Source organism: Mesorhizobium sp. M1E.F.Ca.ET.063.01.1.1, assembly GCF_003998155.1.
Lineage (GTDB): Bacteria > Pseudomonadota > Alphaproteobacteria > Rhizobiales > Rhizobiaceae > Mesorhizobium.
The window spans coordinates 1-13,429 of the sequence record NZ_RZSC01000002.1 but is presented as its reverse complement, the minus strand read 5'-3'; the positions used below and the strand labels follow the sequence as shown (position 1 = coordinate 13,429).

Below are 13,429 nucleotides of genomic sequence, written 5' to 3'. Positions count from 1 at the left end.
AATCACATCATGCAGCCGCGGTGACAGACGACGCCGCAGCGATGGGGCCTTGCCACGTATCCACGGCCTCGGCCTGGTTGATCGGGATGGATGGCTTCTTCACGAAGCCATCCGCATCCGGCAGTTGCTCCAGGACCGGCTTCGTGATGCGCACGGAATTGGCATCGGCGTCGAAGACGATGCGGCGTGCCGTGAGCACCGTCAGGCCCCACATGCTATAGACCGTGCGTTGCTGGCCGACGAGGCCGACTTCCACGTCGCCGAGCGCGACCGCGGCCTTGACCGTGAGCGGTATGCTCCAGTTACGGCTGTGGCGCTCCGCTATCTCGGCCACCGCCGCGATGAAGGAAAGGATTCGCCGCGCACCATCCAGCCGAGGCGTCGAGAGTCCGCAGGCGGCAATATACGTTTCGCCGAACGAATGGGTTTTCTCCACGCCGGCGTCCAACGCCGCCTCATCTATGTCGCTGATCAGTTCGTTGACAGCCTTCAACGTGTCCTGTGTCGCGTCGGTAACAAGCACGTTGATACCGTCGATATCGATCACCGTGACCGCGACGTTCTTGACGACCTCGGCCACCGATTCCTCGCCCATTTTGATCCGCTCGGCGACGATTTCGGGAAAGACGTTGCGCAAGAGCGCTTCATACTCGCCGGTCTTCTGGGCGATCTTGTCGCTGCGTGTGGCAATCTCGTCGGCCATGGTATTGAACGCGCGACTGAGTTCGCTGAATTCGTCGCTGCCGTTGACGGGAATTCGTGTCTTCTCGTCACCGGCGGCGAGTCGATTGACTCCGGCCAGCACTTCACGGATTGGCCGGGTGAATGCACCTGCCGCAAAAAGTGAGACAAGGGTGAGGACGGCGGCGGCGGCCGCCGCGACCTGGACCACGCGCCGCCGGAACTCGCTGACAGGCGCGAGCGCCTCCGCGACATCCATCTTGGCAAGAATGGCCCAGCGTGTCCCCAGGACATCGATCGGTGCCCAGGAGGCCAGGACATCGACACCGCGATAATCTTGGAGGATGTCCGTTCCTGACTGACCCCTGAGCGCCTCTTCGGCGGCCCGGCTATTGTCGGGTTGGTTCAGAACCGCGGAATTGAAGCGGCGGATGCGTTCGATGTCCGCATCACTGATGCCGACTCTGCTCAATGCGGCAAAGTAAGAATCGGGAGTTTCCCTTTGAAAGCGCGAGCCACTGCGCATCCTGTGGTCCGGGCCGACGAGAAAGGCTTCGCCGGTTTTGCCGAGACCCACATCCGCCCATCGCCCGTTCGAAGTCATGACGGCGTCGAGATCGTCTTTTGAGACTTCGGCGATCAGTATCCCGAGCGTTTGCCCATCGCGAATTATTGGCACGGCTATGAAAGCGGCTGGGGCGAGAAGGCTAGGTGGATACGCCCTGAAGTCTTCCAGTACGACGGAACCGTCTGAGGTCCCGTCGCGCAAGGCCGATGCAAACGCGCGGCCGATGCCCGACTGCGCGAGCGGACCGTCGACGACATTACTGCCGAAATCGATGCCTTTATAGATCGTGTAGACGACCGTGCCGGTCTGCGCATCGACGAGCATGATGTCGCTGAGATTGCTGGCTTCGGCAGCCCGCGTGAGGAAGGGATGATAGCGTTCGTGCGCAATGTCGTAGGACGTTCCAGTCCCGGCGGAGAGCAACTTCTGCTTCTCGTCGACGGGAAAGCTGTTGCGAGCGATGTAATCGGTCTGGAGACGCAGCGCCAACGGATCGGTCGGCATATAGGAGGCGGCGCTCAACTCACCTTCGACCAAGCTCTCGATCTTCGGCAGGTAATCCTTTTCATAGAAGGACAAGAGCTCGGGCGGCGGCTCGTGCTCGCCTTGCAATGTCTTGTATCCGCTGGTGAAGGCGACCATGGCGTCGATCGTGGCAGGAGCTCGCGATAAGACAACGAACTGCCGCTCAAGCTCTGCGAAGTAGCGCTCCACCTCGGATTTCTTGCTCTCCCTTAAAGTCGTCAGCTGACCAAAGATCGATGCACCCAGTGATTGGGATCCACTGCGATCGGCGACAAGGCCGGTCGCGGCCGTGCACGCAATGCCGCCCAAAAGCAGGATGGCTAGCAGCTTGGAGCGGATGGACAATCGGCGCAGCATGGCGAGCTCCCACAGGTGCTGGAAGTTTCATTGCCTTCAGACCAAAACCTCCAGCGACATGGCTTTCCAAAGCCAGACAAGAATGGCGGACAGGATCGCTATGACAATCACGGCGATTCCGACACCAATGATGATGGTTAGATCAGCCATATCCCTGCCTCTCCATTCGAAGACTATTGCAAGCGGCCGTCTCCGCTCTTGTCGGCCGCGGCGAAGTCCTTCATGACCCGGTTCATGAATTCCTCCCGACCGACGCGGCCGTCCCCATTGATATCAGCCGCTGCGAGCTGGTCCGCGCTCAGGATGTTGGCGGTCTCGGCCTGGCTGAGAGAGCCGTCATCGTCGGCGTCCAGCTTTTCGAAGGCCTTTGTCATAAAGGACTGATACTCCTGCCGGTTCACCGCACCGTTGCCATTGGCATCGAGTTGATCCTTCTGGCCCTCGTACATAGCCTCCTGCGCCGTGCTCGCGCCGGTGCAAAACAGCAGCAGGGATGCCGTCATCGCGATTGTGGCTCTCATCGTCTCGTCCCTTTCTTGTCGTCTCATTGGCAGGCAAGCTGGTTACCGAGATAGCCGCCGCCGCCAACACCGACAGCCTCGGCGAGGACGCGACCGCTGCCGCCGCCAATGGTGCTGCCGATCAGGGCACCGACGACGGCGCCGCCGACCGTTCCGGCGATGCAGCCGAATTCTGAGTTGTGCTCTCGAACGGTCGAATCCGATGAGGACTGGCACGCCGTAAGCGCGAAAGTGCCCGAGAGCACGATTGCCACGATAGATCTCTTCATTGCTTTCTCCGGCTACGATGGTCGAAAGGAGCGCGCCGGACCGGGATGGCGCCTGCTCTGCAGCAGACGACAGACGGATCACGCACTCAGCGGCTCAGGCCAGCTTGTGGGGAATTACTTGGTCAGGGCGAATAAGCCGACAGCCCGGCCAAGCGAGTATCGTTGTCCCTCTCCGTGCATCGCTCGATGCCCGCCCACCAGAGATCGCAAAAGTTGCACAAGAATCCAGCTTAGGGCAAGAGGGAGAATGATATTATCTCAATCCACTTTGTCTAACATTTGTTTTCCAGGCTCCATCACAGCGAATTACATATTCTCTTGCTAAATTACCGGATACTTCAATTTTGCGGATGGGCGGTTTATTGGGCGCTATAGCAGAAAGACTCTCCACGGCGACAAAGCGAATGCGAAGACTGCAAGATCTGATACACGAGCAAAGCGCCGGCGAAACTGCAGCGAGATAACCGCGCAGCCGGAAGTTTCGGGTTGCGGAGCCGTCAGCCGCTGGCCGACCCGTCAGCAAGTCCACGCCTATGGCGCGCCCCTAGGGAGGGGAGTCCATCGCGCGGGCATCTGCAAACAGGCAACGGTGACTGTAGCCCCTATCCGGTCAAGCGGGATGAGCTCGTGCTGTTTACACCCGAGAGCGCAGCAATCACGGCGGCAGTGACCTCGGCGGTGCGCGCTGAGCCGCCAAGGTCCGGGCTGAGATATTCGCCTCGATCGGTGACGGTTTCAATCGCCGCCATAAGGCGACGCGCCGCAGGCTGCTCGCCGAGATGATCAAGCATCAGGCTTGCCGTCCAGAACGAACCGAGCGGATTGGCGACGCCCTTGCCGGTGATATCGAAGGCTGAGCCATGGATAGGTTCGAACATCGACGGACGACTGCGCGACGGGTCGATGTTCGCCGTCGAGCCGATACCGAGCGAACCACCAAGTGCGGCCGCCAGGTCGGACAGGATGTCGGCATGAAGGTTGCTTGCCAGAACCGTATCGACGCTGCCGGGTTTGTTGACCATGCGCTGTGTCATGGCATCGACCAGCATCCAGTCGACGGTCAGGCCGGGGTAGCCGCGAACCACTTCGCGCACGACCTCGTCCCAGAGCACCATGCCATGGCGCTGCGCGTTCGACTTCGTAACGACGGTCAAGAGCTTGCGCGGGCGCGACATGGCAAGGTCGCAGGCAAACCGGGCGATCCGCTCGGTGCCGGCTCGGGTGAAGACAGCGACGTCCATGCCGACCTCGATCGGCAGGCCGCGATGGGCGCGGCCGCCGACACCCGCATATTCGCCTTCGCTGTTCTCGCGTACGATCACCCAGTCTATCTGCTGGCCGAGTTCAGGCCGCAGTGGGCCGGTGAGGCCGGGCAAAAGGCGCGTCGGCCGAACATTGGCGTACTGGTCGAACCCTTGGCAGATGGCCAGGCGCAAACCCCACAGCGTGATGTCGTCCGGCAGGTTCGGGTCGCCGACCGAACCGAAATAGATCGCATCGAAGTCCTCGATCTGAGCCAGGCCGTCCTGCGGCATCATGCTGCCGTTGCGGCGATAGTAGTCCGAGCCCCAATCGAAGCGCTTGAACTCGAAGATAAGGCCCGGTTCGACGGCAGCCAAAGCTTCCAGGACTTTGACGCCGGCTTCGACGACCTCGGGGCCGATGCCGTCACCGCCGATCACGGCGATCCTATGCAAGGACATTTTCAGCTTCCTTCTCGATGGCAGCGACGATGGCGCTGGTCATTCCTTCGGTGTTGGTGGTTCCGCGTATGTCGCCCGTGCGCGTTCGGGCCGCGCGAGCACGGCTGCGGTCGCTCTTGCCATGATCGATGATGCGGTGAGCGCCTCGGTTGTGGCCGAGCCATTCCAGCAGCATGCGGGTGGATTCGATCATCGCATAAGGATTGACGATATAAGGCGAAGGCCCCGCCATCGCCATGCCGAATATCAGCCCAACGGCGAAGGGCATTTCCCACTGCACCATGGCGATCGCCACGCCGTAGCTGCCGAGGCCGTAGAACACCGAATTGCCGAAAGGGGCGTAGTCGGCATAGCCGCCGATGATGTTCCAGCCTTGCGCCAGCACGGCAAGCAGCAGCGCGTTGATGCCGAACTGGACCAGAACATGGCGCCGAAGGAGGTCCGATCCCGGAGCTTTCCTTCACCGATCTGGCCTCCCTTCGTAAGCCTGTCCTAGCAGTGGCGCCGGCAGGACGATGGTCCCGGTTCACGCAACGCTCTGAGCCCTCCAGCGCATCTATCGCGCAGCCTGCCTGCTTAAGCTCGGATCGTAAATTCTCCCGGCTTTGATGCCGATCAAGGGGGCTCGCGGCCTTCTTCGCTATCAAATCGTGATGATCGAGAACTCAGCCTCCCCAACGTGGCGCGGCGTGGGCGAGCCCTATTTGTCGCGACCGGCTATCGAGGTGCTGCAGGAATGCTGCTCTCGGCCTACCGAGCTGACTTCGACCGCGACGCGCAACGGGCTTTCGCGCCTCGGACCAAACACGTTCGCCGATCATCGGCGAGAACAAGCGCTGGCGGTCCTGTTGCGGCGGTTTCGCAATCCGCTGGTTCTGGTCCTGATCGTCGCGGCGATCGTTACCGGTGTTGTCGGTGAAGGCCGCGAGGCCGTCATCATCGGAGCAATCATCCTAGCGAGTTGCGGTCTCGGCTTCAGTCAGGAATACAGCGCGTCTCGCGCGGTCGACGCGTTGAAGCAGCGCATCACGATCGCCCATGCCCTGGTCTCGGAATGGTCGAAGAGGCTCTTCTTCGAGCACGACCGGCACCACCGGGGACCACGCCGGCGAGCAAGGCATGGCCGAGCGACAGTCCCGGGCCTGATTGAGGATGCCCGTTCAGCTGGTCACCGACAGGGTGCGTTGCCCTTATCGGTTGGACCGGAAATGGAGGCGACGGAGGCGCATCGAAGGTGAGCAGAGTTTTCGCGACAATTGCGCGGCGCTTCATCCCGTTTGAGCCGATGGCCGACGTGATGCGCCCTGGCGAGAAGTTTCCCGGCTTTGTCCGGCGCGCCAGCGGCATGCATCAGGTCTATGTCAGCGTGATCGCAATTTTGGTTGCCTTGGCCAACTTTATCCCCATCGACCTGCAGAGACGGATCGTCGATGTGGCGATTGCCGACAAGAACGTACGGGCGCTTCTGGCGCTCGGCAGCCTGTATCTTGCGGCTATACTCCTGCATGCGGGGCTGAAATACGCCCTGATCGTCTATCAGGGCTGGGTCGGAGAGAGCGTGGTGAAGACGGCCCGCGACCAACTCGCTGTCGTCGCCACGCAGAGGTCCGCGCGCGAGCATGCAAGGAGTGGCCAGACCGCCGGCATCATCGGCAACGAGATCGACTATGTTGGCGCATTTGTCGGCACCAGCATCTCTGAATGCGTAGTCAACATCACGATAATGATCTCCGTCATATCTTACATGATCTACATGCAGCCGGTGATCGCTCTGGTCAGCGGCGTGTCACTTCTGCCGCAGATCCTGCTTGCGCTTTACATGCAGAAGGACCTGAACACACTCGTGGAACGGCAGGTCGCGCTGGTCCGAAAGCTTGGCAACCAGGCAGTCAATTCCTTCGCCAGTCACTCGACGAAGCGCCGAGCAGCCTTTCGCACCATACGCACGATCTTCAGCAACCGCATCGAATTCTATTTGTTGAGGTTCGGGCTGAAGACGTCAATGAATGTAGCCAACGCGATGGGGTCGCTGATGGTCCTGATCGTTGGCGGCTATCTTGTGATCCGCGGGCAGACGACGATCGGCACGATCGTCGCCTTCATTTCGGGCTTCCAACGCTTGTCGGAACCCACGGGAGAACTTCTCGACTTCTATCGCGACTATTCGCAAGCGAAAGTGCAATTCCGGATGATCATCCAGTGGGTCGACGGCGATCATCCCGCGCAGACCGGATCGCCCATATCTGCCGGGGTTTCAGGGCTCACTTAAACGATGAGGCGTACTGCACTGCTGGGGCCGAAGTGGAATTGCAGCTTTCCGGCTTCGTAACTAACATTCAGACGGTTAAAGCGTGTCGCGATCTTTCAGATTCGCTCCCTGCGCTTTAAACTATTGATTTTACGCATGTCTTTGTCCCGAAACCGGGTCCCACTTTCGGGAGACATGCTTTAACCTGCCGGTTTGGGGTCGTGAACTGACCCCATCCTGACATTCATTCCTCGATCGTTACGACAGGTCGCCCGCGCTCGACCCGTCCGATCACTCTAGCCGACGGATAGCCACGCGCGACGATTGTCTCGGCCAGTGCATCGGCGTTGTCACAAGCGATCAGCAGCCCACCGGAAGTCTGCGGGTCGGTAAGAAGATGACGCCGCCACTCCGGCATGCCATTGGACAGCCGCACCGCATCGCCGTAACTCGCCCAATTGCGGCGCGATGCGCCAGTGACGAAGCCTTGTTCCGCGAGTGATGCGGCCTGTGCAAAGACGGGAACGTCTTGGTCGCGGATCACGAGTGCGCAGCCGGAGCCGCGCGCCATCTCGAGGGCGTGTCCGATCAAGCCGAAGCCGGTCACATCCGTGATCGCATGCACGCTCGCGTCCAAGGCGAGGTCGGCCCCGATCCGATTGAGAAGGGTCGTCGAAGCAATCATCTCTTCATAGCCGCCGCGCGGTAACGCCTGCCTTTTGATGGCTGCGGAATAGATTCCGACGCCGAGTCCTTTGGTCAGGATCAAGGCATCTCCCGGCCTGGCTTCCGAATTGCGCCGGATGTCCGCCGGCCGGCAGGTGCCGATCACGGCAAGCCCATAGATCGGTTCCGGCGTGTCGATCGAATGGCCGCCAGCGACCGGTATTCCGGCGGTGGCGCAAATATCGCGGCCGCCATTCAGGATTTCCCGCACGGTGTGTGTCGGCAGCTTGTCGAGAGGCATTCCGAGGATGGCCAGGGCCATGATCGGACGTCCGCCCATTGCATAGATGTCGGAGAGGGCGTTGGTCGCGGCGATGCGGCCGAAGTCGTACGGATCGTCCACCATCGGCATGAAGAAATCGGTGGTCGCGAGCACGCAGGTCGTGTCGTCGATCTGCCAGACCGCGGCATCATCTCCGGTTTCTGTGCCGACAAGGAGCTGCCGAAAGGGATTTGATTGCGCCTGCTCTGCGAGAAGTTGCTGCAGGACCGAGGGCGCCAGCTTACAGCCGCAACCGCCGCCATGAGCAAGGCTGGTCAGGCGCGGAGGTGCTTCGGTGATATCGCCCCGCAACGCGGGAGCCGTTTCCAACACCACGCCACACTGTAGTGTCACATTCCGAAAAGCGTCAATCGCATTTTCCTGTGCGAACCATTTGCCGACTCCGATCTGCGCTCTAAGTGTTTGACATTGCGCCAATTCGGCTCAAAATGGCGTGCATATCCTTGGTTCTGGATGCCCCCAATGGGCATGGAATTCGGGAGGAACTCCAGATGAATCTTGAACTCTCACGGCGCGCGTTGCTGCAGACGGCAGGCGCGGGTCTCGCCGGCACGGCGTTAGGGGCTTTCGGCTTCGCCGACATCGAGGCCGCGCATGCGGCGGCGATCCGGTCCTTCAAGCTCGCCAACACGACCGAGACGCGCAACACCTGCCCGTACTGCTCGGTGGCCTGCGGCATAATCCTGTATTCGAAAGGCGATCTCAGGAAGGGCGAAAAGGCCGACATCACTCATATCGAGGGCGATACCGACCACCCGACCAATCGCGGCACTCTGTGCCCCAAGGGGTCCGCTCTGCTCGGTTTCGTGAAGTCTCCGACCCGCCTGCAGCATCCGATGGTCCGCAAGCCCGGGTCCGACAAGTTCGAGCCGATTAGCTGGGAAGACGCGCTCGGTCGCATCGCCCGATTGATGAAGGACGATCGCGACAAGAACTTCGTCGCGAGGAACAATGATGGCGTGACGGTCAACCGGTGGATCTCCACCGGATTCCTTGCCGCCTCGGCTTCGACCAATGAAACCGCGTTCGCGACCTACAAGGTGGTGCGCAGCGCGGGAATGCTGGTGTTCGACAACCAGGCGCGTGTCTGACACGGCCCGACGGTGGCGAGTCTCGCCCCAACATTCGGCCGCGGCGCAATGACCAATTCCTGGACCGACATCAGGAATACGGATCTTGTTGTGATCATGGGCGGCAATGCCGCGGAAGCGCATCCTTGCGGCTTCAAATGGGTCACGGAAGCGAAGGCCAACCGCGGCGCCAAGCTTATCGTCATCGACCCGCGCTTCACGCGCTCGGCTTCGGTGTCGGACCTTTACGCACCGATCCGCCAGGGAACGGACATCGCCTTCCTGCTCGGCCTGATCAACTACTGTATCCAGCACGACAAGGTGCAATGGGACTATGTGAAGTCCTTCACCAACGCGACCTATGTCGTCAAGGAGGGTTTCACCTACAAGGACGGCCTCTTCTCCGGCTATGACGAGGCGAAGCGGGACTACGACAAGTCCAGTTGGGACTATGACATAGGTCCGGACGGCTTTGCCGTCGTCGACGAGACGCTGCAGAATCCACGCTGCGTCTGGAACCTCCTGAAGAACCACGTCTCCGTCTATGCGCCGGAGATGGTCGAGCGCATCTGCGGCACGCCGAAGGAGAAGTTCCTGAAGGTGGCCGCGATGGTCGCGGAGACCTCTTCGCCGACCAAGGCGATGACGTCGATGTACGCGCTCGGCTGGACCCAGCACTCGAAGGGCTCGCAGAACATCCGCGCCATGGCGATGCTGCAGCTTGTTCTCGGCAATATCGGCATTCGCGGAGGCGGCATGAACGCGCTTCGCGGCCACTCCAACATCCAGGGGCTGACCGACCTTGGGCTGATGTCGAACCTGCTGCCCGGCTACCTCACGCTGCCGACGCAGAAGGAGCCGGATCTGGCGGCCTACATGTCGACGCGCGGTTTCAAGCCGCTGCGGCCGAACCAGATGAGCTATTGGCAGAACTACAAGAAGTTCTTCGTCAGCTTCCAGAAGTCGATGTGGGGCGATGCGGCAACGCCGGAGAACGACTTCGCCTATGACTACCTGCCGAAGCTCGACTTGCCGGGCTACGACCTGCTGCGCGCTTTCGAGCTCATGCACCAGGGCAAGATGAACGGCTATTTCTGCCAGGGCTTCAACCCGCTGCAGGCGGCCCCGAACAAGAAGAAGGTGATCGAGTCCCTTTCGAAGCTCAAATTCCTCGTCATCATGGATCCGCTGGACACGGAGACGGGGCGGTTCTGGGAGAACCATGGGCCGTATAACGATGTCGATCCGACGAAGATCCAGACGGAAGTCTACCAGCTGCCCTCGACCTGCTTCGCCGAGGACGACGGCTCGCTGGTCAATTCAGGGCGCTGGCTGCAGTGGCATTGGGCCGGCGGCACCCCCCCCGGCGAAGCCAAGCGCGATACCTGGATCATGGCGCAGCTTCATCTGCGCCTGAAGGAGCTCTACGCCAAGGAAGGCGGCGCTTTCCCCGATCCGATCGTCAAGCTCAACTGGCCTTATGCCGATCCCGGCGATCCGAAGGCCGAGGAGCTGGCCCAGGAGATCAACGGCCGGGCACTCGCAAGGGTGACCGACACGGCCGACCCGACGAAGGTGCTGGCCGAGGCCGGCAAGCTGCTGCCGGCCTTTGCCGCGCTGCGTGACGACGGCTCGACCGCCTGCGGCTGCTGGATCTATTCCGGCTGCTTCAACGAGAACGGCAACAACATGGCAAGGCGCGATACGTCCGATCCGGACGACGCCGGTTTCTACTCGAAATGGGCGTTCTCATGGCCTGCCAACCGCCGCATCCTCTACAACAGGGCGTCGGCTGACCTCACTGGAAAACCTTGGGATCCGAGCCGCAAAGTGATCGCATGGGACGGCCAGAAATGGTCGGGTTACGACGTACCTGATATTGTGCCGACCGCGAAGCCCGATCAGGTCGGCCCGTTCATCATGAACCCGGAAGGCGTCTCGCGTCTCTTTACCCGGGGCATGATGCGCGACGGACCGTTCCCGGCCCATTACGAGCCGTTCGAGTCGCCGATCGTCAATCCGGTCGCGCCCAAAGTCCGCGGCAATCCGGCCGCCCGTGTATTCGAGGGCGACATGGCCCAGTTTGCCGAAGCGGCTTCCAAGGAGTTCCCCTATGCGGCGACCTCGTACCGCCTGACCGAGCATTTCCACTTCTGGACCAAGCACGTCATCGTCAATGCGGTGATGCAGCCGGAGTTCTTCGTGGAGATTTCGGAACAGCTGGCGGCCGAGAAGGGGATCACCAAAGGCGGCTGGGTCCGCGTCTGGTCGAAGCGCGGTTCGGTCGTGGCGAAGGCCATGGTGACCAAGCGGATCAAGCCGCTCACCTGCGACGGCAAGATCGTCCATATCGTCGGCATTCCGCTGCACTGGGGCTTCACCGGAGCGGCGAAGAAAGGCTTCGGCCCGAACATGCTCACTCCCTTTGTCGGCGACGCCAATATCGAGACGCCCGAGTACAAGGCGTTCCTGGTCAATATCGAGCCCGCACCAGGGCCGGTGGCATAGGAGGAGCGAGCGATGTTCCCTCCCCTTCCAAACCCTTCGACAACGGACACTGCGCCGCGTCTTTCCGAGAAGGACCTCATCCGCCGCTCGGCGTCGACCGTGCCTGCCCCCGAGCAGCGGTTGACGGAAGTCGCCAAGCTCATCGATGTCTCGAAATGCATCGGCTGCAAGGCCTGCCAGACGGCCTGCATCGAATGGAACGACACGCACCCGCCGGTCGGCGTCTTCGACGGCGCCTTCGAGAACCCTCCCGACCTGACGCCGGACATGTTCACGCTGATGCGCTACAGCGAATGGGACAATCCCGAGACCAACGAGCTCGAATGGCTGATCAGGAAGGACGGCTGCATGCACTGCGCCGATCCGGGCTGCCTCAAGGCCTGCCCGGCGCCGGGCGCGATCGTGCAGTATTCGAACGGCATCGTCGATTTCGTCCACGAGAACTGCATCGGCTGCGGCTACTGCATCAAGGGCTGCCCGTTCAACATCCCGCGCATCTCCAAGGTCGACCACACGGCCTATAAATGCACGCTCTGCTCAGACCGCGTCGCGGTCGGCCAAGGCCCGGCCTGCGCAAAGGCGTGCCCAACCCAGGCGATCGTCTTCGGCACCAAGGACGAGATGAAAGGCTGGGCCGCCAAGCGCGTCGAGGACTTGAAGTCGCGCGGCTTCGCCAATGCCGGCCTTTACGATCCGCCGGGCGTCGGCGGGACACATGTGATGTATGTGCTGCATCATGCCGACCAGCCGGAACTCTACTCGGGCTTGCCGAAGGACCCGAAGATCAGTCCGCTGGTGGAGGCATGGAAAGGTGTGACCAAATATGCGGGCCTCACGGTCTTGGGCGTGGCGGCCGGCGTCGGCTTGCTTCACCATTTGATCATGGGACCCAACAGGGTGTCCGAAGCGGATGAGGAGCACGCCGAAGAGCTGACGGAAGGCGACAGCCATGGCCGCCGATGACGTGAAGCCGAACGAACAGATCCATCCCGGCAAGCCAGTTATCGTAGATCGGTACACGGTGGGCGCGCGGATCAACCACTGGATCACGGCGGCCAGCCTGATCCTGCTCGCCCTGTCCGGCCTTGCGATGTTTCACCCGAGCCTGTTTTTCCTGTCCGGCCTTTTCGGCGGCGGCCAGTTCACGCGCTTCATCCATCCATGGATCGGTGTCGTGCTCTTCTTCAGCTTCCTCGGGCTGTTCCTTCGCTTCTGGAAGGCCAACCTGTGGCAGCGCGAGGACGGAACGTGGCTCGCCCGTTTCCGCGACGTGCTGGCCAACCACGAGGACAATGCTCCTGAGGTCGGCAAGTACAATGCCGGCCAGAAGCTCGTCTTCTGGTCAATGTCGGTGCTGATTGTGATCCTCATCTCCAGCGGATTGGTGGCTTGGGATCAATATTTCGCCCAGTATACGACAATCGATCAGAAGCGTGTGGCCATACTTGTCCACTCCATCGCGGCGGTGGCCATCATCGGCGTCTGGATCGTCCATTTCTACTCGGCCATCTGGGTGCGCGGCACCATCCCCGCCATGACGCGAGGGCGGGTGACCGGTGGCTGGGCCTGGCGGCATCATCGCAAATGGCTGCGGGAACTCGTCACCAGATCGAGCAAGGGAGCAGGACCCTCGGGATCGAAGCCCGCCGGATAGAGCGGGCGCTGGCGGGATGACTTTTCCGCCCTAGTTCTGTGTTTGCGCATGATTTTGTGCGCCGGTCAGGCAGCCACGTGGCCCGTGCGGTTCGTGAGGTTCGAATGCCAAGACAGATCATTCCGGCCGGTTCGGACCCCACCGCCATCGGCGAAGTCTCTGCCCCTCCCTTTGCTCGCCTTCCCGAGCCTTCGCTTCTGTTTTCTCGCCGCGCTGAGCGGTGGAACGCGCTGGCCGCGGGCCATGAGCTGGGTCCCTATCTTCGCTTCCTTGCCGCTCTCGCCGATGTGCAGCATCGCATTCAGGAAGGCTTAGC

Annotated in this window: 11 protein-coding genes and 1 pseudogene; 6 read left to right on the top strand and 6 right to left on the bottom strand. The window is 61.3% G+C overall.

The window, feature by feature from the left end; all coding sequences use genetic code 11:
- Positions 1-7: 7 nt before the first annotated feature.
- From EOA29_RS00685 to EOA29_RS00665, 5 genes and pseudogenes are all read right to left on the bottom strand, one after another.
- Positions 8-2,131 (bottom strand): adenylate/guanylate cyclase domain-containing protein, encoded by a 2,124-nt coding sequence (locus tag EOA29_RS00685; protein WP_127220051.1) that lies wholly within the window; start codon positions 2,129-2,131, stop codon positions 8-10.
- 173 nt (positions 2,132-2,304) lie between these two features.
- Positions 2,305-2,634: an EF-hand domain-containing protein gene (locus EOA29_RS00680; protein WP_245464814.1), complete on the bottom strand. Its 330-nt coding sequence runs from the start codon at positions 2,632-2,634 to the stop codon at positions 2,305-2,307.
- 41 nt (positions 2,635-2,675) lie between these two features.
- Positions 2,676-2,921: a glycine zipper 2TM domain-containing protein gene (locus EOA29_RS00675; protein ID WP_126090217.1), complete on the bottom strand. Its 246-nt coding sequence runs from the start codon at positions 2,919-2,921 to the stop codon at positions 2,676-2,678.
- Positions 2,922-3,523: 602 nt separating this feature from the next.
- Positions 3,524-4,624 carry a tartrate dehydrogenase gene (locus EOA29_RS00670; RefSeq protein WP_127220050.1) on the bottom strand — a complete coding sequence of 367 codons (1,101 nt, stop codon included), beginning with the start codon at positions 4,622-4,624 and terminating at the stop codon, positions 3,524-3,526.
- A 259-nt stretch (positions 4,625-4,883) separates the two neighbouring features.
- Positions 4,884-5,048 (bottom strand): annotated as a pseudogene (locus EOA29_RS00665) (branched-chain amino acid ABC transporter permease); the annotation flags it as partial.
- Positions 5,049-5,277: 229 nt separating this feature from the next.
- Between EOA29_RS00665 and EOA29_RS00660 the strand changes: the two are divergent.
- Entirely contained in the window at positions 5,278-5,862 is a 585-nt protein-coding gene (locus EOA29_RS00660) for a cation-transporting P-type ATPase (protein WP_126090218.1), read from the top strand.
- Positions 5,859-6,893: an ABC transporter ATP-binding protein gene (locus EOA29_RS00655; protein WP_126090219.1), complete on the top strand. Its 1,035-nt coding sequence runs from the start codon at positions 5,859-5,861 to the stop codon at positions 6,891-6,893. Before EOA29_RS00660 ends, EOA29_RS00655 begins: the two co-directional genes overlap by 4 nt.
- Positions 6,894-7,116: 223 nt before the next feature.
- Here the strand turns inward: EOA29_RS00655 and selD are convergent, their stop codons facing one another.
- Positions 7,117-8,160, bottom strand: a complete 1,044-nt coding sequence (gene selD / locus EOA29_RS00650; RefSeq protein WP_126095638.1) for a selenide, water dikinase SelD — start codon at positions 8,158-8,160, stop codon at positions 7,117-7,119.
- A 212-nt stretch (positions 8,161-8,372) separates the two neighbouring features.
- Here selD and fdnG point away from each other — a divergent pair, with 212 nt between their 5' ends.
- From fdnG to fdhE, 4 genes are all read left to right on the top strand, one after another.
- Positions 8,373-11,459, top strand: a complete 3,087-nt coding sequence (gene fdnG / locus EOA29_RS00645; RefSeq protein WP_127220049.1) for a formate dehydrogenase-N subunit alpha — start codon at positions 8,373-8,375, stop codon at positions 11,457-11,459.
- A gap of 12 nt (positions 11,460-11,471) precedes the next feature.
- Positions 11,472-12,422 carry a formate dehydrogenase subunit beta gene (gene fdxH / locus EOA29_RS00640; protein ID WP_126090222.1) on the top strand — a complete coding sequence of 317 codons (951 nt, stop codon included), beginning with the start codon at positions 11,472-11,474 and terminating at the stop codon, positions 12,420-12,422.
- The gene (locus tag EOA29_RS00635) at positions 12,409-13,113 is read left to right on the top strand and encodes a formate dehydrogenase subunit gamma (protein ID WP_126090223.1); all 705 of its coding nucleotides are present in this window, start codon (positions 12,409-12,411) and stop codon (positions 13,111-13,113) included. The genes fdxH and EOA29_RS00635 overlap by 14 nt, the downstream gene beginning before the upstream one ends.
- Positions 13,114-13,190: 77 nt before the next feature.
- On the top strand, positions 13,191-13,429 hold a 239-nt coding region (fdhE, locus tag EOA29_RS00630), incomplete at its 3' end, for a formate dehydrogenase accessory protein FdhE (RefSeq protein WP_210213099.1).